Raw genomic sequence first — 18,143 nt, forward strand, 5'->3', positions numbered from 1 at the left:
GAGAGCAGGTCAGTAGCGGCGATTGCTGCCGTTACCGCGTTTGAACAAAGTCGCCACAAGGATAACCAGCAGTATGACAAAACCCAGCAAAGACCATTGCGGTATCGACAGGCCCATGATCGGATCGTAGGCAGTGGTGCAGAGCGCGAAGGCATCCACCTGGAATACCGATGGCAGCATGGTCGCGGGCGGCAAGGCGTTCATCGGCGCTTCCAGTGCATCGCGGCCGCAAGAGATGGCTGGATGGGCGATGATCCACAGGTGCCAGATGGCGGTGCCGGCGCCGCCCAGTCCGGCCAGGATGCCGAGACCGGCGCCGGCTTTCTGGGCGCCCGCAGGTAGGCCGGCGCAAATCAGGCAGATCAGCGCGATCGCCGCGAAAGCATAGCGCTGGATCACGCACAAGGGGCAAGGCTGCATGTTCTGGTAGTGCTGCAAGTACAGGGCAGCGCCGAGGATGACCAGGCAGATGAAAGCGACTGCAAGCAAAATGGATTTGGATGTTTTCATTTTTTATCGGTGTATGGTGAGTCGTAGGGTGGGCACAGCGTGCCCACGCGTGAATGTATTACGCCTGCATGTTTTTCGTCGGCCGATGGGCACTGGGTGCGCACCCTAGGGGGCCAAATTCTATCTTACTATTAAACAGCATCTCCCAGCGCCGCCAGCAAGTCAGCCTGATGTTCCGCCGCCAGGGCATTGGTCAGCTCCGTGAGATCGCCATCCATGATGAAATCGAGCTTGTACAAGGTCAGGTTGATGCGATGGTCGGTCATGCGGCCTTGCGGGAAATTGTAGGTGCGGATCCGTTCGCTGCGGTCGCCCGAACCGATCAGGGATTTGCGGGTTGCCGCCTCTTTCGATTGCTGCTCGCGCAGCTGGCCGTCCTTGATGCGCGCCGCCAGCACCTTCAGGGCTGAGGCCTTGTTCTTGTGCTGGCTGCGATCGTCCTGGCACTCGACCACGATACCGGTCGGCATATGCGTGATGCGCACCGCGGAATCGGTCTTGTTGATGTGCTGGCCGCCGGCGCCCGAGGCGCGGTAGGTATCGATGCGGATATCGGCCGGATTGATGTCGACGTCGCCGACTTCGTCCGCCTCCGGCATGATGGCGACGGTGCAGGCCGAGGTGTGGATGCGCCCCTGGGTTTCGGTCGCCGGCACGCGTTGCACGCGATGGCCGCCGGATTCGAACTTGAGCTTGGAATAGGCGCCGAAGCCGAGCACGCGCACGATCACTTCTTTGTAGCCGCCGATTTCCGACGCCGATTCAGACACCATTTCGACCTGCCAGCGGTTGCGTTCGGCGAAGCGGGTGTACATGCGCAGCAGGTCGCCGGCGAACAGCGCCGATTCGTCGCCGCCGGTGCCGGCGCGGATTTCCAGGAAAATATTGCGTTCGTCGTTGGGGTCTTTCGGCAGCAGCATTTTTTGCAGGTCGCCTTCAAGCTGCTCCATGCGCGCCTTGGCCGCCGCGATTTCATCCTGGGCGAATTCCTTCATGTCCGGATCGGACTGCATTTCCTGCGCCGCTTCGATGTCGCCGACGGCCTGCTGATACGCTTGGTACAGTTCCACCAGCGGCCCCAGTTCAGCATGTTCGCGCGACAGCTTGCGATAGTTGTCCATGCTGGCGGTCGCGTCTTCCTGCATGAGCAGGTCATTGACTTCGACCAGACGGTTGGCGAGTTGGTCGAGCTTGGCGAGCATTGATGGTTTCATGGCGTATTTCAGTCAGAGGTAGACGGGTTGAAGCGTTGGAGAGCAAAGCGCCGGCAGCTTGACGCGGCGAAGCGCGTCTGTGCACGGGAGTAGCGCAGATGCGCTAACGCTTGGTGCGGAACAGTTGCGGCAGGAGGGCTGCCAGGCGCGCGCGTTCGTCGCCCTGGGCATTGTGCAAAGCCTGTTGCGGGCCGTGCATGAATTTGGCGGTGAGGCCTTTGGACAGTGCTTCCAGCACCACTTCGATATCTTCACCCTTGGCCAGCATCTTGCGGGCGCGTTCCAGTTCCAGCCGGCGCATGGCTTCGCTCGATTCTTGCAGGTCCTGGATCACCGGCACCACGACCCGGTTATCGACCCAGTGCATGAACGACTGCACGCGGGTTTCAATGATGGCTTCCGCCTGGGCCACGGCGGCCTGGCGGTTTTCCATGCCGGTTTGCACGATCGAACCGAGGTCGTCGACGGTGTACAGGAAGATATCGTCGAGGCGGCCGATTTCCGTCTCGATATCGCGCGGCACCGCCAGGTCCAGCATGAACATCGGCTTGTGGCGGCGCGCCTTGACGGCGCGCTCGACCATGCCCAGGCCAATGATGGGCAGGCTGGATGCGGTGCAGGAAACGATGATGTCGTATTTGCCCAGCTGCGTCGGCAAATCGATCAGCCGGATCGCCTGGCCGTTGAAGCGATGCGCCAGCAGTTCGGCGCGTTCCATGGTGCGGTTGGCGACTGTCAGCGATTTCGGGTTTTGCGCGGCAAAGTGGGTGGCGCACAGCTCGATCATTTCGCCGGCGCCGATGAACAGCACGTGCTGGCCGGCGACGGTATCGAAAATCCGTTCCGACATGCGCACCGCCGCCGCTGCCATGGAAACGCTGTGGGCGCCGATTTCCGTGGTGCTGCGCACTTCCTTGGCGACTGCAAAGGTGCGCTGGAACAGCTGGTGCAGATAGGTGCCGAGCCCGCCCGCCGCTTCGGCGTGGCGCACCGCGTCTTTCATCTGCCCCAGGATCTGCGCTTCACCCAGCACCATCGAATCCAGTCCGGAGGCGACGCGGAAGGCATGACGCACGGCATTGTCCTGCGGCAGCGTGTAGAGATGCGGACGCAGGTCGGCGTAGGGCAGCTGGTGATAGTGGGCCAGGAAATGCGCGGTGGAATCGATGGCGGTATCGACGCCATGCTGCAGGTTGCCGGCGGCATACAGCTCGGTGCGGTTGCAGGTCGACAGGATCGCCGCTTCGTCTGACATGTTGACGTCGTTGCCGCCGCTGAACCAGGCGCGCGCCGCCATCACCGCCTGACCGATCTGGTCAGCCGGGAAGGCCACCTTTTCGCGCAGGGAAACAGGCGCGGTGGTGTGGTTGAGTCCGACGGTTAGCAGGTGCATAGAGACGGTTACGGACGGGAAGGGTGCTTATTCGAGCAACAATATTGTTAACGCGTGATTATACTCTTAGTCGCCGGGATCGAATCGCCAAGCGGCCAATACCAGCTATGCCCGCCAGTAATACAGCCGCGCCTGGCTTAGCTGATGGCTGGCAAAGTGACAATAAATGTGCTGCCTTCGCCTAAAGTGCTTTCCAGCGAGATTTCGCCGAAATGGCGTTCCACCACGGTTTTGACGAACACCAGGCCGAGGCCGGTGCCGTCCGAGTGCGGCTGGCCGGGGGCGCTGACTCTTTGATAACGCTGGAACAGCTTGACCTGGTCGTGCGGGGCAATGCCGAAGCCCTGGTCGCTGATGCGGCATATCACCTGCGGCAGCAATTTGACGTATTTCAGGCGCAGGGTGCAGGTAATCCGGGTGTCCGGCAGGCTGTAGCTGATGGCGTTGGAAATCAGGTTGCACAGCGCGCGCGCCATCAGCGAACGGTCGATATTGGTCAGGAACTCCGGCCCCTCGATGTCGGTGATCAGTTCGATTTTCTTGTTGTTGGCCAGGCTCCACATTTCATCGACGGCGTCGTATAGCACGTCCTGGAAATCCACTTCTTCCAGCCGGTATTCCGACGATTCGGCGCGCGCCAGCTGTACGAAATTGTCGGCCAGTCCGAGGGTCTTGCGGGCCGCTTGCTCCAGGCGCGCGAAGAATTCTTTTTGCGGCAAGGCTGAGGCGGCGTTGCCTTGCAGTTCCAGCAAGGCCAGGATCGAAGCCTGAGGCGCGCGCATGTCGTGCGACAGGAAGCGCAGGGTTTCATCGCGGCTGCGCTCGGCGGCGCGGATGATGGTGATGTCGACGATGCTGACGATCCAGCCGGTCAGCACCTGGTGTGCCGAGTGGCAGGGGCCGCTCTTGATCAGCAGGTCGCGTCCCTGCTGGTCCTGCACCGCGGTGCCGCTGGTGAGCGTGGAAACGTGTTCCAGGTCGATCAGGTCCCACCAGCTGAAGGTATGGTTGGCCGACGTATTGGTCGCCTGCGGCGTGCTCATGTTGGAGAACAGGTAAGGCAGCAGCGCGCCGTCGATATTGCGGATGCCGGCGGCGGCGAAGTAGTCGCGCGCAAATTGATTGGACACAAGCACGTGGCCGTCGATGGTGGTGATCAGGGTCGCATCCGGCAAGCTGTTGACGCTGTCGGAGATGAACTGGCGCAAATCGCGCACCCGGCGCGCCGCCACGCGCATGGCGTTGATGCGCTGCTCAAGCAAGTCTTCCACCTGCTGCGGAGCGCGTTCGGTGTTCACTTCCGGCAGCAGATGCGGCTCCTGGTCGAGCAGCATGAATTCCTGCCCGAGATAGGAAATCGCCGATTCCAGGCGGATCCAGTTCCATATCGGATGCGCAATCGCCAGCGCGATCAGGGCGGCGGTCGGTGCGATCCATATCCCCAGCGTCAGCAGGAAATAGCTGACCGCCATGGTCAGCACCATCAGGGCGGCGGTAATCAGCAGCGAGATGCGCGGCGTCCACAGCAGATAGCTAGAGAGCGCGATCAGTACCGGAATGATGCTGAACAGCGCCGTCTGCAAGGGACGGGCGATGCTGATGGCCTTGTGGTCAAGCAGGCCGGCCAGGATATTGGCATTGATTTCTATGCCCGGCATGACGCCCGAGGTGCCCGAGACGGGCGTGGGAAATGTGTCCGCCATGCCAAGCGCGGTGGCGCCGATCAATACATATTTCCCGGTGAAAAACTGATCGGGGACGTCGCCGCGCAATACCGAGGCATAAGGCACGGAGCGGAAATGGCCGGTGCCGCCGGCGAACGGGATCTGGATCTGGTAGTCGCGCTGCCAGCTGTCCGCCTTGTGCTGTTCGACCTCGGGCGGCATTGCACCCAGGCGGGCGCCGGGCAGGTTGCCGGCGGCATCGGTGATCTTTTGTCCGGCTACGCCTGCCAGCGCTACCGCAAAATGCGGCCACCATTTGCCATCCTGGCCTTCTTGCAGGAAGACGCTGCGCACCACGCCGTCCGAATCGAGTTCCAGGTGAATATGGCCAAGGCCGCGCGCGGCGTCCATGAATTCGGGAGTCGGCGGCAATGCTTTCAAGCCTGGCCCGGCGCTGGCGACCACGATCGGCAGCACGGTCAGCTTGCTGGCGGTCAGCGCTTTGGTCAGCGCGCGGTCGTCGGCGCGCTGGCCCGGCGTTTGTCCCTGTTCCGCTTCCGACATGATGACATCGAGCCCGATCGCCAGCGGATTGGCGTGCATGATGCGGTTCAGCAGCTTGGCGTGCAGGCTGCGTTCCCATGGCCAGCGCCCCAGTTTGCTGATGCTGTAGTCGTCGATGGCGACGATGATGATGTCGTCGCGCGCCGGCCGCGAGTCGGCGCGCATGAACTGGTCATACAGGGTGGTGTCGAGCCGCCCCAGTCCATTCACATAGCCCATGCTGCCGGCCACGATCAGCATCAGTACGGTAATCGCCAGCCATTGGCGAAACGCCACCCGTTTGATGAGTGGAATCACCTGTTTGATCATGGACGCTGTGCGAGTGCTTGCATGGCGGGCCCCGGTTTAATAGCCGGCCTGGGTAGTGCCGCCGACGTTGAGCAAGGGCGAGCCGTCGCTGGTGACCCAGCGGCTGCCGATATACACTTTTTGCGCCGGCGAAAACGGGCTGACGTAGCCGTCGGGATCGATCGCCTTGATGCGGATGAAGTAAGTGCCGCTGGCCGGGCGCGGGACATTGATTTCCGGCGTGGCGGTGTCCTGCGTCAGCAGCAGGCTGGAGAAGCCGGCGTCGCGGCCGATCTCGACCACGAACTTCTGCCCTGGCTCGCCGGTCCAGCGGAACGACAGGTCGCCGTCGACCGCGTCGGCAATCTTAGGAATCTGCAAGGCGGGCAGCAGGCTGAAGCCTTGCGGGTCGCCGTAAGGTCCCTGGTCGCGGCCGCCTGCGGTTTCAACGATGGTCGCGACGCGCCAGTAGTAGGCGCCGAGGGCCAGTTTGCCGGCGTTGAACTGCGCTGCGCTCAATGCTGCTTCGTCGATGATGACGTGGCTGAACTCGGCGTCGCTGGCTACCTGCAGATGATAAGCCTGTGCATTGCTGACCTCGGCCCAGCTGAACATCAGGTTTTCGCTGCGCGATTTGTTTTTCGGTTCGATCGAGATCGGCGGTTCCGGCCGGGCCTTCAGGGTAAACGCAGCGATCAGCGGCTTGCCTTGCAAACCGGCCTGGTCCAGCGCGGTGATGCGCACGAAATACTTGCCGTCTTCCAGTCCGTTGATCTTGATTTCGGGGCTGTCCGACTCAGCTTCGCTGATGACGTTGCTGAGGCTGGCGTCGGTGGCGACTTGCGCGCGATAGCCGCCGGCGCCGCTGACTGGATTGAAGGTAAAGCGTACTGTCGGCCGTTCCTGCAGCTGCGGCCGGCTGTCGGTGAATTCCGGTTGCGGCAGCAGTGCTACTGCCTTGCCAACACCCTTGGTGCTGGTGATATTGCCTTGGCCTGCGCGCAGGGTCAGGGCGGCCGGCTTGTTCTTTTTCGCCACGGCGACGCCGCCGCTCAAGACCTCGGTCAGGACCCTGTCGCCGACCAGGTCGACGCGGAAATCGGTGCCGCGCACACCCGCCACCGCCAGCGGCGAATGAACTTCAAAGCGGCCTTTGTTCTTTTCCAGCGGCGAGACCTTGGATTCGACCCGGCCCTTCAACAAGGTAATCTCGGTGCGCGGACTCTTGGTATAGCGCGCGCTGCGCAGCTTGCTGAGTTTCACCTGGCTGTTGGACGGGATCGCGATATGCGACTGGTCGGGCAGGCTCAGCGTCAGAAAGCTGTTGCTGCCGGTATTGATGATGGCGCCTTCGGTCAGTGTGGTGCCGATGCTGAGAGCGACCGGGCGGCCGTCGGCGCCGGTGGCGTCGATCGTGCCGGACATGGCTGCCACCTGGGCCGAGCTGGGATCGTCCGGCAGCAGCGCTACCGGGATGATGATGGCGGTGCCGATCGGAATGGCGCGGTCATTGCCAATGTGATTGAGTTTCGCCAGCGGCACCCAGTTGCTCTTGTTGCCGGTGAGCTGGTCGGCGATGACGCTTAAGGTGTCGCCCTGTTGTGCTCGGTAGGTGATAGTGGCGGCATCGACCTGGAGCGCTGCCGGGTCGAGCGCTGGCGGGGCGGCAAATAACAGCGAGGAAGGCGCCGACAACAGCGCCAATAGAGCTAGTTTGGTGAATGTGCTGCGCATATTTGTCTATCAGCGCAACCGCAACGCGCCTTATCCTGTTAGTTGTTCCAATCGATACCCATAGCTATAAACCGGTGCTAGCCGATAGCCGTTTTCTGGTCGTAATTGTAACTTACTCCTTACCCGCGATACGTGTGTATCCATGGTACGGGAGGGGATGTCGACATCGCGCGACCAGACTGCCTCTAGGATATATGCGCGTGAGAGGGGGCGGCCGAGGTTGCGAAAAAACAACAGGGCCAGGTCGAATTCCTTCTGGGTAATCTCGATCGGCTTGCCGGCCAGGGTCAGGCGACCCGAACGGGTTTCAAACAAATAGTCGTTGAAAACGATTTGTTCGCTGGTGTTCTGGATCGGATAGGCGCGTCGCAGCAGGGCTTGCACCCGCGCCACCAGTTCGCTGCGCCGGATCGGCTTGATCATGTAGTCGTCGGCGCCGGCGGCCAGGCCTTCCACGATGTCATCCTCGCCGGAGCGGCTGGTGATGAACAGGACCGGAATGGTCCGCGGCAGTTTGTCTCTTACCCAGCGCAATACCTCGGGCCCGCTCAGATCCGGGACCTGCCAGTCCAGAACCAGCATGTCATAGCTTTCCCGCCGCAGCTGGTTCAATATTTCTTTCCCGCTTTGAAACGGGTGGCAAATATGGCCACTGGATGTGAGCACCTGGCAAACTAGATCGGTTTGACTGGGATCGTCATCAAGGACAGCAATTCTCATATTTTATATATGTTAGGTGAGCCAGGCATGGTGGGCCGGCATCGGTGTTGTGGCGTGTACAAGGAGTATATTATTCTTATTGCTACATTGCTGTAGATAAATGTTCTATATATTTCCAGTGTCTTGCAATTGCCACAAATCAATTTAAAAAGCGGTGTCGGATGAATTTAACAAAGCATGCGCCAAAACTCTGGATGACGCAGGGCTTGTTGGGGTCCGATTGTCATACAGTGTACGACGGGAATTGTAAAATTCCACCTTCAAGGCAGCGCGCCATGGTCTGCGCCTGCAAGGGGAACAGAATCAGCTGCAGCACTTTGCTGACTATCCGGTGAGCAGATTTTTGTGAAGCGCTTGGTGCGCTGCGGCGTCCAGCGCCCGTTCAGGCGTCCGGCAACACCACATTCACGTCCAGCACTTCAAGATTGCCCTGGCGATCCAGGGAAATCTTGATGTCGTCCGCATTGACCTTGGTGTACTTGGAAATCACCTCGATCAGCTCCTTGTGCAGCGCCGGCAGGAAATCGTGGCCCGAACGGCCATTGCGCTCGCGGGCAATGATGATCTGCAGGCGCTCCTTGGCGGCCGATGCGGTTTTTGGCTTGCTGGGAAACAAGAACGAGAGCAATGCCATCTTATTTTCCTCCGAAGATGCGCTGCAGGAGACCCGGCTTTTCGTAGGAGGTGAAGCGCAGGGTAGGGACTTCTTCGCCGAGGAAGCGCGAGACTACGTCTTCATAAGCCAGGGCGACATCGCTGCCTTTGATGTGGATTGCCGGATTACCCTGGTTGGAGGCGTGCAGCACCGACTCCGACTCAGGGATGATGCCGACCAGCGGGATGCGCAGGATATCCTGGACATCGGTATACGACAGCATTTCGCCGGCTTCGACCCGTTTCGCCGAATAGCGGGTGATCAGCAGGTGTTCCTTGACCGGCTCGCCGCCGTTTTGCGCACGGCGCGACTTGGCCTGGATGATGCCGAGGATGCGGTCGGAGTCGCGCACCGACGAAACTTCCGGATTGGTGACGACAATCGCTTCATCGGCAAAGGTCAGCGCCATCACGGCGCCGCGCTCGATGCCGGCCGGCGAGTCGCAGATGATGTATTCGAAGTCCATCTTGACCAGGTCGTTGAGGACGTTCTCGACGCCTTCTTCGGTCAAGGCATCCTTGTCGCGGGTTTGCGAGGCCGGCAGGATAAACAGGTTTTCGCAATGCTTGTCCTTGATCAGCGCCTGGGTCAGCGTTGCTTCCTTGTTGACGACATTGATCAGGTCGTACACCACGCGCCGTTCACAGCCCATGATCAGATCCAGGTTGCGCAGGCCGACGTCAAAGTCGAGCACGGCGGTTTTGTGGCCGCGCATGGCCAGACCCGATGCAAAACTGGCGCTGGAGGTGGTCTTGCCAACTCCGCCTTTGCCGGAGGTAACAACGATGATTTTTGCCACGAAGAGCTCCTTGTTCGATATGCGGATATTCAGTAATTAAGTTCGGACTAAGTGCGGGATGCGGAACTGAGCGATAGTACGTCAATCCGGTCGCCGCTCAGTCGAATTTGTGCGGGCTGGCCCTTTTGTTCCGGCGGCAGGCCGTTTTCAAAAGTGCGGTAGACGCCGGCGATGGAGACCAGTTCGGCTTCCATGCTGGCGGCAAAGATGCGTGCCGAAGTGTCGCCGCTGGCGCCGGCCAGCGCCCGCCCGCGCAAGGGCGCGTAAACGTGGATGCTGCCGTCGGCGATGATTTCGGCGCCATTGTTAACTGTGGCGGTGATGACCAGGTCGGCGTCGCGCGCATAAATGCGTTGTCCGGCGCGTATCGGTGTATCGATGATCATGGTGCTGGCCGCGGCTTTGACCGGGGCCGCGATTGGGGCTGGCGGGGGAGGCGGCGCTGCGGCGGGTTCCTGGCGCGCAGCCACCATCTGATCGATGCTCAGTCCACTGGCGAGGATGCCTTCTTCCATATCGGCCGGCGCATTGCGTACTGCAACCGCGTTCAAACGGTATTTTTTCAGCAGCGAGATCAATTGCGGCCAATCTATCGGCGGTCTGTCCGTTCCCAGCGCGGCCACATCGATGACGGCAAATTCGTTGTCAAAGAAATCCGCGGTGCCGCCCGTCATTTCCTGCAAGGCTGCTTCCAGGGCCATGGGATCGGAATCATGCAAGATCGCCGAGACAGCGACCACGGTTGCAATTTTTATTTCAATCGGCTTGCGGGATTTGTTTTTGAGCATAAAGCAGTGTGGTGTATGAGCCTAATGTAGTGCAGCGAAAAGCGCCGGCGATTGGCTTATAGGAACGTTTAGACGGCAATTGGTTCGTTTTAAAGGGATAGAAAATATTGTCTTAATTTGTGATCTTACCAAATCTCGGGGGGATCACAAAAAAGGATTGCCGTTTGTTGTTGCAATCTGTGGCGATATATAGAATGCCGGCAAGTCCGGCACGAGGATTGCCCTCGTTTGAAATCGTCGCGCAAATGCAAAAAGGGCTTAGCCGAAGCTAAGCCCTTTTTGATGTTTTGGTGGCCCGGGGCGGAATCGAACCACCGACACAAGGATTTTCAATCCTCTGCTCTACCGACTGAGCTACCAGGCCAAGGGACAGGAGTATAGCAAAACATTTTTAATCCGCAAAGCCCATTGTTGAATTTTTTTAAAAAAACTTTGCATGGCGCTGTGCAAGCCGTTCCGGCCCGGCCTCGGCGGCCTGGCGGCCCTTATTTCATGGCGCTCGCGAGTCCTTGTGAGCGTAATCGCTATAATGGCGGCATGAAAGATATCGGATCAATGTCGAAAACTGCTGGCGCATCGCCGATGGCAAAACATCAGTGCGATATTTGTATCGTTGGCAATGGCGCTGTCGGCAAAGCGGCAGCGCTTGGCCTGGCGCAAATGGGCTTGCGCGTCACCTTGCTGGGGATGGCGCCGGGAACCGCTGCAACTGTCGCGCCGGATGCCTGGGACACGCGTGTGTATGCGCTGAACCATGTCGCGCGTACCTTGTTGTCTACCGTCAAAGTCTGGGACGCACTGGACCCGGCGCGGGTTGCCGCGGTCGAAGGCATGGCAATCAAGGGCGGAACCGACAGCGGCACTGGAAACCTTTCCTTCGATGCTTATAGCGCACACGTCGACGCGCTGGCATGGATTGTTGAGGACCGGAATCTTAATCAGGCCTTGGATGCCGCCCTGAAATTTGCCTCGAACGTGCGCGCGATTACCGGCCGCGTGCAAAGCATGCAGGCCGATGCTGCCGCTGCGATGGTGCAGCTGGATTCGGGCGAGACCATCGCAGCGGCCCTGATCGTCGGCGCCGATGGCGCGCAGTCCTGGGTGCGCAGCCAGTGCGGCATCGGCATCGATTACCGCTCTTATAAACAGCGCGGCGTGGTCGCCAACTTTTCCTGCGAGCGGCCTCACCACGGCATTGCCTATCAGTGGTTCACCGAAACCGAAGGCATCGTCGCTTTGCTGCCGTTGCCCGGCCAGCGTGTGTCGCTGGTCTGGTCGGCGCCGGAAGCGCTGGCGCTTTCATTGCTGGATGAGCCGTTGTCGCAGGTGGCGGCGCGCCTGTCATTGCTGGCGGCAGACCAGCTCGGGCAGCTGCAACCGTTGCAGCCGGAGCTGGCCCAAGGTTTTCCTTTGTCTTTGCTCAAGACGCATGCCCTGGTGGCGCCGCGGGTCGCGCTGATCGGCGATGCCGGCCACGTGGTGCATCCGCTGGCCGGACATGGCATGAACCTGGGCTTCGGCGATGTCGCTGCGCTGATCCAGGTGCTGGCCGAGCGCGGCGCACATCGCGATTGCGGCGACGAGCGCCTGCTGGCGCGTTACGCCCGTTCGCGCAAGGAAGAGATATTGTTGATGCAAATGACCACCGATGGCCTGGAGCGGCTGTTCGGTTTCGATTTCAGCCCATTGCGGCTGTTGCGCAACGCGGGTTTGAACTTGCTGGACAAGATACCGGTCTTAAAAAGACAACTGATGACCCACGCTTTGGGTCGGACAAGCGAATAACTGGAATAGCGATGATAGCGATGAAAAAAACAAGCGTGATGCTGGCGGCGTTGATGGCCCTGTGGGCCAGCGTGGCCTCCGCCGAAACCTTGCAGGAAGCCGCGGTCAAGAAACTGATCGAGCCGCGCCTGGGCGAGGGAGCCAAGGTCGATGAAGTAACCAAGACGCCGTACGCCGGCTTGTTTGAAGTACGCGTCGGCAGCGATATTTTCTATACCGATGCGACAGCCAAGTATGTGTTCGTCGGCCGCATCATGGACGCCCAGTCTTCGCGCGACTTCACGCGTGAAAGAGTCGATGAGTTGAACAAGGTCAAGTTCGCCGACCTGCCGCTGGACCTGGCCATGAAGAGGGTCAAGGGCAACGGCAAGCGCGTGATCGCGGTGTTCGAAGATCCTAACTGCGGCTATTGCAAGCGCTTCCACAAGACCACTTTGCAGGAAGTCGACAACGTCACTGTTTATACCTTCCTTTTCAACATCCTGGCGGACGACTCGTCGGTCAAGGCGCGCAACGTCTGGTGCAGCGCCGACCGCAATAAGGCATGGACCGACCTGATGGTGGATGGCAAGGCCGCCGTCGCCGCGCCGACATCCTGCCAGGCGCCTAACGACAAAGTCCTGGCGCTCGGTCAAAAGCTGAATGTGACCGGTACGCCGACGATCATCTTTGCCGATGGTTCGCGTGTGCCGGGCTGGATCGATGCCAAGACCATGGAAGCTAAATTCTCCTCTTTGAAGTAATTCGCGGTTTATTATTTTCGCGCCATACAGCATCGGGCTCCGGCATGGTTAATATCGTCGATGAAGATATCGGCCTGGAGTTGGATCCTGCCGCTCACCGTCCGCCATGAGCCATTCTCGCTATAGCGGCCAGATCGTCGGCTTGTTGCTGGCCGCCGGCCGTGGCCGGCGCTTCGATCCGACCGGCATCCAGAGCAAGCTGCTGCAAAAGCTGCCGACGGCCGGCGGCCGGACGGTGCTCGCCAGCGCTGCCGCCAGGCTTGCCGCGGCGCTTCCTCTTTGCATAGTGTTGCGTCCGGATGTGCCGGAGCAGACCGCGCAAATTGCCGAATATCCTTGGGTGCAGTGTGCAAACGCCGACAACGGCATGGCGGCTTCGCTGGCGTATGGCGTGCAGCAGACCGCGGATGCGGCCGGCTGGATCATCGCACTGGCGGACATGCCGTATGTTGAAACCTCAACCATCCAGGCGCTGGCGGCGGCGCTGCGCCGGGGCGCCGACATCGCCGCGCCGGTTTTCCAGGGGCGGCGCGGCAATCCGGTCGGCTTCAGCCGTATGCACCTGGCGCGCCTGCTGGCCTTGCGCGGCGATCAGGGCGCCCGCAGTCTGCTGCAATCGTTTCCCGTGGTCGAGGTGGCGCTGGACGATCCCGGCATACACCAGGACATCGACACCGTCGCCGATATACGACAATCCTCCTCGTGAAGCAGGAAATCGGCAGGTGTTTTCAGCGTGATGCCGCCGAGGAGCGGCTGAACAGGCGCAATCCCGCTACACTATCGTCTTTTTACGCAGCCCCGGCAGCCCATTTGACGTTATCCTGACCAGATGAACCCACATTTTCTGAACAAACGCATTATTCATTTACTCGGTTATGCCGGGCTGATTCCGTTCGTGCTGCTGACGCTGGCGAGCTGGCTGGTCAACGTCGATTGGCTGCGCGATTTCATCCGCGGCCAGCTGGCCTATGGCATCGCCGCGCTGTCTTTCCTGGGCGGGATCCATTGGGGAGCGGTGGTGCTGCGCGCCAACCTGTCGCCGGATCACACCCGCAAAGCCTTGATCTGGGGCGTGGCGCCGACCATCATTGCCTGGTTTTCGACCATGGCAGGCGGTTTCGGCTTCGCCTTGCTGATCGCCGGTTTCACTGCCGCTTACCAGGCCGACAAGCGCCTGTTCCCATGGTACGGCTTGCCATCCTGGTTTATTGAATTGCGTTTCAGGCTGACCTGCGTCGCGGTAGCGGCGCTGATGCTGACCGTAATCGCCGGTAACGTTCGAGGATAAGAAGATGAAAAAGAATACAAGCAAATCAGCCGCTAAAACCGGCAGCGGCGTATTGTCGTACACCATCGTCGCCGCCGATCCGGCCGCCCATCTGTTTGCCGTGACGCTGACGATCGCCGATCCGGCCGCGGTCGGCCAGATCGTCGCCTTGCCGGCATGGATCCCGGGCAGCTACATGATCCGCGAGTTTGCCCGCAACATCGTGCAGATCCGCGCCGAATCGAATGGCCGCAAGATCGCTCTCCGTAAAATCGACAAGCACTCCTGGCAAGCCGCGCCCTGCGATGGTCCGCTGACCTTGCATTACCAGGTGTACGCCTGGGATCTGTCGGTGCGTACCGCTCATCTGGACCAGACCCATGCTTTCTTCAATGGCACCAGCGTTTTCCTGCGCGTGGTCGGTCAGGAAAATGTCCCGCACATCGTGGAGATCCAGCGGCCGCAAGGCGAGGCCTACGAAGCATGGCGGATCGCCACCGCTTTGCCGACGCTGAAAGCCAAGCGCGGCGCGTTCGGCAGCTATGTCGCCGCCAACTACGATGAGCTGATCGATCACCCGGTCGAAATGGGCACTTTCCAGCTGCTCAGCTTCAAGGCGCATGGCGTGCCGCATGAAATGGCGATCACCGGCAATGTGCCGAATCTCGATCTGGCGCGCCTGAGCGCGGACCTGAAAAAGATTTGCGAAACCCAGATTGCTTTCTTCGAGCCGGCCGGCAGCAAGTTCGCCAGGCGCGCGCCGATGGAGCGCTATGTATTCATGACCCTGGCGGTAGGCGACGGCTATGGCGGCCTGGAGCATCGCGCATCGACCGCCCTGATCTGCGCGCGCGCCGACTTGCCGGTCAAGGGGCAGGCGGAAATGAGCGACGGCTACCGTACTTTCCTCGGTCTTTGCAGCCACGAATATTTCCATACCTGGAACGTCAAGCGCATCAAGCCGGCAGCCTTCGCGCCGTACGATCTGCAAGTGGAAAACTATACGCCGCTGCTGTGGCTGTTCGAAGGCTTCACCAGTTATTACGACGACCTGATGCTGTTGCGCAGCGGCCTGATCGACCAGGCAGCGTATTTCAAGCTGGTTGAAAAGACCGTCAATGGCGTGCTGCTGGGCAGCGGCCGCCACAAGCAAAGCGTGGCGGAATCCAGCTTTGACGCCTGGGTTAAATATTATCGCCAGGACGAAAACGCGCCGAATGCGATTGTCAGCTATTACACCAAGGGTTCGCTGGTAGCGTTGGCGCTGGACCTGACCATCCGCACGGAAACCAAGGGCAGGAAATCGCTGGATGATGTGATGCGCGCCCTGTGGCAAAAATACGGCCGCGATTTTTATGCCGACAATGGCTTGGGCGGCCGTGGCGTCAGCGAGGCCGCCGTCGAAGCCTTGTTCGACGAAATCACCGGCCTCAAACTAAAGCGTTTCTTCGACCGTTACGTGCGCGCCACCGACGATTTGCCGTTGGCGAAGCTGTTGGCGCCGACCGGCATCGTAGTGGCGGACCAGCGCAAGCCGGGCAAGCCTTCGCTGGGCGCGCGCATCGCCTACAGCGGCGGCGACTGCAGGCTGGCCAATGTATATGAAGGTGGCGCCGGCCATCGCGCCGGCTTGTCGGCCGGCGATGTGCTGGTGGCGATCGATGGCATCCGGGTGCCTGCCAAGCTGGATACCTTGCTGGCGCGGTATCGGGTTGGCGACACCATTTCGGTCCACGCTTTCCGGCGCGACGAGCTGCTGGCTTTCAGCGTTCGTCTGCTGGCCGATAGCGCGCCGCAGGTTAGTCTCGATGCGGAAGCCAAGCCGGCGCTCGGTACCGCAATGCGCAGTGCGTGGCTGGCAGGGCGCAACAGCCGTTGAGTGGGCTCTGCAGATGTACAGCCGATAAAAAACCGGGCAGATTTGAGCTGCCCGGTTTTTTTATTCCGCCTTCAAGCCATTCCAGCGTGGCGTCAGCGCATGTTCGATAGCGAACAGGTCCAGCACCCGCCCCAGCGTATGGTCGACCATTTCCGCGATGCTTTGCGGCCGGTGATAAAACCCTGGCAGCGGCGGGAAAATGATACCGCCCATTTCGGTGACGCTGGTCATGTTGCGCAGATGCGCCAGGTTGAAAGGCGTTTCGCGCACCATCAGCACCAGGCGCCGGCGTTCCTTGAGAACCACGTCCGCGGCGCGAGCAATCAGATTGTCCGACAGGCCGTGCGCGACCGAAGCCAGGGTTTTCATGGAACAGGGCGCGACGATCATGCCGTCGGACTGGAACGAACCGCTGGCGATGGAAGCGCCGACATCGCGCACATTGTGGACTACGTCGGCCAGCGCTTCGACCTGCTTGCGGCGCATTTCCAGCTCCTGGTGCAGGTTCAGCACGCCGGCCTCGGAAATGATCAGATGGCTTTCGACGCCGGGCAGCTCACGCAGCAGTTGCAGCAGCCGCACGCCGTAGATGACGCCGGTGGCGCCGGTGATGGCGACGATCAGGCGGCGCGGCGGCGGCAACGGGCCGGCAGAGACCACGGGCGGTCTCAGGCCTTCAACAGGGTTTGCAGTTCGCCGGATTCGAACATTTCATTCATGATGTCCGAGCCGCCGACGAATTCGCCGTTGACGTAAAGCTGCGGAATGGTAGGCCAGTTGGAGTAATCCTTGATGCCTTGGCGCACAACCGGGTCTTCCAGGACATTGATCGTGACGATGTTTTCAGCGCCGCTGGTCTTCAACAACTGGATGGCGCGGCCGGAAAATCCGCATTGTGGGAACTGCGCGGTTCCTTTCATGAACAGCACCACTGGGTTGCTGGTCACGGTTTCCTTGATCCACGCTTGTACATCGCTCATGGCAATACCTTAAAAAAGTTCAGAATACCGCCATTATATGAAAAAGGCCGCTGCGCTGCTGGTGAGTCTGGCCTTATGAGACGGCTCACGGCTTCGATAGTGCCGAAGTTGCCGGGAGGAAGCGTGGAAGTGTGGTGAATTCCGCACTTGTCAAGAGATTTTGACGAAAGGTCCAAGTCCATGTACAATCTCAGGTTCTCCCGATTCCGCCCAGCGATTTTGCGTTTGCTTGTCGCTGATTATGGTGTTTTAGGAAAGAAATTTTTTTAATAGTCTTCAATCATTTCGATGAGGTTTCATATGTACGCGGTCATAAAAACCGGTGGCAAACAATATAAAGTTGTTGCCGGCGAAAAACTCAAAATAGAACAGATACCTGCAGACATTGGCACCGAACTCACTATTGATCAAGTGCTTGCAGTTGGCGCTGGCGATTCCCTGAAATTCGGGGCGCCATTGGTCGAAGGTGCTACGGTGTCGGTTAAGGTATTGGCGCAAGGTCGCCACGATAAAGTCAAGATCTTCAAAATGCGTCGTCGTAAGCATTATCAGAAGCATCAAGGCCATCGTCAAAATTACACCGAAATTCAAATCGTTTCGATCAACGGCTAATACCGGCGGCGATTGACTTAACCAGATACCAGGAGTTTTAAATGGCACATAAAAAAGGCGGCGGCACTACGCGCAACGGCCGTGACTCAGAGTCAAAACGACTCGGCGTCAAGGTCTACGGTGGCCAGGCGATCAACGCCGGCGGCATCATTATTCGTCAACGCGGCACCAAGACGCATCCAGGCGAAAATGTTGGCATGGGCAAGGATCACACCCTGTTCGCACTGATCGACGGCAAAGTACAATTCGTAACCAAGGGCGCTACCCAGCGTAACTACGTTACTGTCGTAGCAGCTTAAGCAACACTCTAAGCGTCGACACAAGCAAGGCCGCTGGCCTTGCTGCGAAAGGCTCTGCCGCTGGTAGAGCCTTTTTAGTTTCTGGTCGTAAAACACTGCACGGACAGCAAAGCTTGCGCGGCGATTTCATGCCGCTGCGGCGGATTGCGTCTGGCAGGGTTGTCGCTATTGCAATGAGGGCCAGCGTGGCCGCTGCAACAATGCGCAAAAATCGGTAAAGTTACCTGTGCATTTCAATAAGAATTTAAC

18 protein-coding genes and 1 tRNA gene are annotated in these 18,143 nt (G+C 59.8%); 7 read left to right on the plus strand and 12 right to left on the minus strand.

The annotated features are described in order from the left end of the window. Nucleotides 1-9: 9 nt before the first annotated feature. The 10 genes from AC07V8_RS14140 to AC07V8_RS14185 all read right to left on the minus strand — a co-directional run bounded on the left by AC07V8_RS14140 (nucleotide 10) and on the right by AC07V8_RS14185 (nucleotide 10,693). Nucleotides 10-510: a disulfide bond formation protein B gene (locus AC07V8_RS14140; RefSeq protein WP_494678771.1), complete on the minus strand. Its 501-nt coding sequence runs from the start codon at nucleotides 508-510 to the stop codon at nucleotides 10-12. Between the two features lie 131 nt (nucleotides 511-641). After that, nucleotides 642-1,724 carry a peptide chain release factor 1 gene (prfA, locus tag AC07V8_RS14145; protein ID WP_494678772.1) on the minus strand — a complete coding sequence of 361 codons (1,083 nt, stop codon included), beginning with the start codon at nucleotides 1,722-1,724 and terminating at the stop codon, nucleotides 642-644. A 103-nt stretch (nucleotides 1,725-1,827) separates the two neighbouring features. Beyond that, nucleotides 1,828-3,117, minus strand: coding sequence for a glutamyl-tRNA reductase (hemA, locus tag AC07V8_RS14150; RefSeq protein ID WP_494678773.1), 1,290 nt, complete (start codon nucleotides 3,115-3,117; stop codon nucleotides 1,828-1,830). A gap of 137 nt (nucleotides 3,118-3,254) precedes the next feature. Beyond that, a complete protein-coding gene (locus AC07V8_RS14155; protein WP_494678774.1) occupies nucleotides 3,255-5,642 on the minus strand; it encodes a CHASE2 domain-containing protein in 2,388 nt (795 codons plus the stop codon). Between the two features lie 48 nt (nucleotides 5,643-5,690). Further along, nucleotides 5,691-7,367: a FecR family protein gene (locus tag AC07V8_RS14160; RefSeq protein ID WP_494678775.1), complete on the minus strand. Its 1,677-nt coding sequence runs from the start codon at nucleotides 7,365-7,367 to the stop codon at nucleotides 5,691-5,693. A gap of 30 nt (nucleotides 7,368-7,397) precedes the next feature. Further along, nucleotides 7,398-8,087, minus strand: coding sequence for a response regulator transcription factor (locus AC07V8_RS14165; protein ID WP_098494190.1), 690 nt, complete (start codon nucleotides 8,085-8,087; stop codon nucleotides 7,398-7,400). 382 nt (nucleotides 8,088-8,469) lie between these two features. Then, the gene (minE, locus tag AC07V8_RS14170; RefSeq protein ID WP_494678776.1) at nucleotides 8,470-8,721 is read right to left on the minus strand and encodes a cell division topological specificity factor MinE; all 252 of its coding nucleotides are present in this window, start codon (nucleotides 8,719-8,721) and stop codon (nucleotides 8,470-8,472) included. A 1-nt stretch (nucleotide 8,722) separates the two neighbouring features. Further along, nucleotides 8,723-9,541: a septum site-determining protein MinD gene (minD, locus tag AC07V8_RS14175; protein WP_494678777.1), complete on the minus strand. Its 819-nt coding sequence runs from the start codon at nucleotides 9,539-9,541 to the stop codon at nucleotides 8,723-8,725. 47 nt (nucleotides 9,542-9,588) lie between these two features. Continuing rightward, nucleotides 9,589-10,329, minus strand: a complete 741-nt coding sequence (gene minC / locus AC07V8_RS14180) for a septum site-determining protein MinC (protein ID WP_494678778.1) — start codon at nucleotides 10,327-10,329, stop codon at nucleotides 9,589-9,591. Between the two features lie 288 nt (nucleotides 10,330-10,617). Next, a tRNA-Phe gene (locus AC07V8_RS14185) sits at nucleotides 10,618-10,693 on the minus strand. 191 nt (nucleotides 10,694-10,884) lie between these two features. Between AC07V8_RS14185 and AC07V8_RS14190 the strand changes: the two genes are divergently transcribed. The 5 genes from AC07V8_RS14190 to AC07V8_RS14210 all read left to right on the plus strand — a co-directional run bounded on the left by AC07V8_RS14190 (nucleotide 10,885) and on the right by AC07V8_RS14210 (nucleotide 16,003). Beyond that, nucleotides 10,885-12,114 carry a UbiH/UbiF family hydroxylase gene (locus AC07V8_RS14190; protein WP_494721469.1) on the plus strand — a complete coding sequence of 410 codons (1,230 nt, stop codon included), beginning with the start codon at nucleotides 10,885-10,887 and terminating at the stop codon, nucleotides 12,112-12,114. 20 nt (nucleotides 12,115-12,134) lie between these two features. Further along, nucleotides 12,135-12,857, plus strand: coding sequence for a DsbC family protein (locus tag AC07V8_RS14195; RefSeq protein ID WP_494678780.1), 723 nt, complete (start codon nucleotides 12,135-12,137; stop codon nucleotides 12,855-12,857). 106 nt (nucleotides 12,858-12,963) lie between these two features. Continuing rightward, nucleotides 12,964-13,563 carry a nucleotidyltransferase family protein gene (locus AC07V8_RS14200; RefSeq protein ID WP_494678781.1) on the plus strand — a complete coding sequence of 200 codons (600 nt, stop codon included), beginning with the start codon at nucleotides 12,964-12,966 and terminating at the stop codon, nucleotides 13,561-13,563. 123 nt (nucleotides 13,564-13,686) lie between these two features. Next, nucleotides 13,687-14,145, plus strand: a complete 459-nt coding sequence (locus AC07V8_RS14205; protein WP_494678782.1) for a DUF3429 domain-containing protein — start codon at nucleotides 13,687-13,689, stop codon at nucleotides 14,143-14,145. 4 nt (nucleotides 14,146-14,149) lie between these two features. Next, the gene (locus tag AC07V8_RS14210) at nucleotides 14,150-16,003 is read left to right on the plus strand and encodes a M61 family metallopeptidase (protein ID WP_494678783.1); all 1,854 of its coding nucleotides are present in this window, start codon (nucleotides 14,150-14,152) and stop codon (nucleotides 16,001-16,003) included. Between the two features lie 60 nt (nucleotides 16,004-16,063). Here AC07V8_RS14210 and AC07V8_RS14215 read toward each other — a convergent pair whose 3' ends face one another. Together AC07V8_RS14215 and grxD are read right to left on the minus strand one after the other, a co-directional pair. Continuing rightward, nucleotides 16,064-16,663: a UbiX family flavin prenyltransferase gene (locus tag AC07V8_RS14215; RefSeq protein ID WP_494678784.1), complete on the minus strand. Its 600-nt coding sequence runs from the start codon at nucleotides 16,661-16,663 to the stop codon at nucleotides 16,064-16,066. A gap of 8 nt (nucleotides 16,664-16,671) precedes the next feature. Beyond that, complete coding sequence (gene grxD / locus AC07V8_RS14220) at nucleotides 16,672-16,983, minus strand: Grx4 family monothiol glutaredoxin (RefSeq protein ID WP_061944363.1); 312 nt, start codon at nucleotides 16,981-16,983, stop codon at nucleotides 16,672-16,674. A gap of 300 nt (nucleotides 16,984-17,283) precedes the next feature. Between grxD and rplU the strand changes: the two genes are divergently transcribed. Then, nucleotides 17,284-17,595, plus strand: coding sequence for a 50S ribosomal protein L21 (gene rplU / locus AC07V8_RS14225; RefSeq protein WP_098494182.1), 312 nt, complete (start codon nucleotides 17,284-17,286; stop codon nucleotides 17,593-17,595). Nucleotides 17,596-17,636: 41 nt separating this feature from the next. Beyond that, nucleotides 17,637-17,894: a 50S ribosomal protein L27 gene (gene rpmA / locus AC07V8_RS14230; protein WP_014007873.1), complete on the plus strand. Its 258-nt coding sequence runs from the start codon at nucleotides 17,637-17,639 to the stop codon at nucleotides 17,892-17,894. The last annotated feature ends 249 nt before the right edge of the window (nucleotides 17,895-18,143 follow it).

The organism is Collimonas sp. GW821-FHT02H07, assembly GCF_059421505.1.

Coding starts and splice junctions, on each gene's coding strand:
- AC07V8_RS14190 (WP_494721469.1), top strand. CDS start 10,885: ATGTCGAAAACTGCTGGCGCATCGCCGATGGCAAAACATCAGTGCGAT.
- minE (WP_494678776.1), bottom strand. CDS start 8,721: ATGGCATTGCTCTCGTTCTTGTTTCCCAGCAAGCCAAAAACCGCATCG.
- AC07V8_RS14140 (WP_494678771.1), bottom strand. CDS start 510: ATGAAAACATCCAAATCCATTTTGCTTGCAGTCGCTTTCATCTGCCTG.
- AC07V8_RS14160 (WP_494678775.1), bottom strand. CDS start 7,367: ATGCGCAGCACATTCACCAAACTAGCTCTATTGGCGCTGTTGTCGGCG.
- rpmA (WP_014007873.1), top strand. CDS start 17,637: ATGGCACATAAAAAAGGCGGCGGCACTACGCGCAACGGCCGTGACTCA.
- AC07V8_RS14205 (WP_494678782.1), top strand. CDS start 13,687: ATGAACCCACATTTTCTGAACAAACGCATTATTCATTTACTCGGTTAT.
- grxD (WP_061944363.1), bottom strand. CDS start 16,983: ATGAGCGATGTACAAGCGTGGATCAAGGAAACCGTGACCAGCAACCCA.
- prfA (WP_494678772.1), bottom strand. CDS start 1,724: ATGAAACCATCAATGCTCGCCAAGCTCGACCAACTCGCCAACCGTCTG.
- minC (WP_494678778.1), bottom strand. CDS start 10,329: ATGCTCAAAAACAAATCCCGCAAGCCGATTGAAATAAAAATTGCAACC.
- AC07V8_RS14210 (WP_494678783.1), top strand. CDS start 14,150: ATGAAAAAGAATACAAGCAAATCAGCCGCTAAAACCGGCAGCGGCGTA.
- rplU (WP_098494182.1), top strand. CDS start 17,284: ATGTACGCGGTCATAAAAACCGGTGGCAAACAATATAAAGTTGTTGCC.
- hemA (WP_494678773.1), bottom strand. CDS start 3,117: ATGCACCTGCTAACCGTCGGACTCAACCACACCACCGCGCCTGTTTCC.
- AC07V8_RS14165 (WP_098494190.1), bottom strand. CDS start 8,087: ATGAGAATTGCTGTCCTTGATGACGATCCCAGTCAAACCGATCTAGTT.
- AC07V8_RS14200 (WP_494678781.1), top strand. CDS start 12,964: ATGAGCCATTCTCGCTATAGCGGCCAGATCGTCGGCTTGTTGCTGGCC.
- AC07V8_RS14195 (WP_494678780.1), top strand. CDS start 12,135: ATGAAAAAAACAAGCGTGATGCTGGCGGCGTTGATGGCCCTGTGGGCC.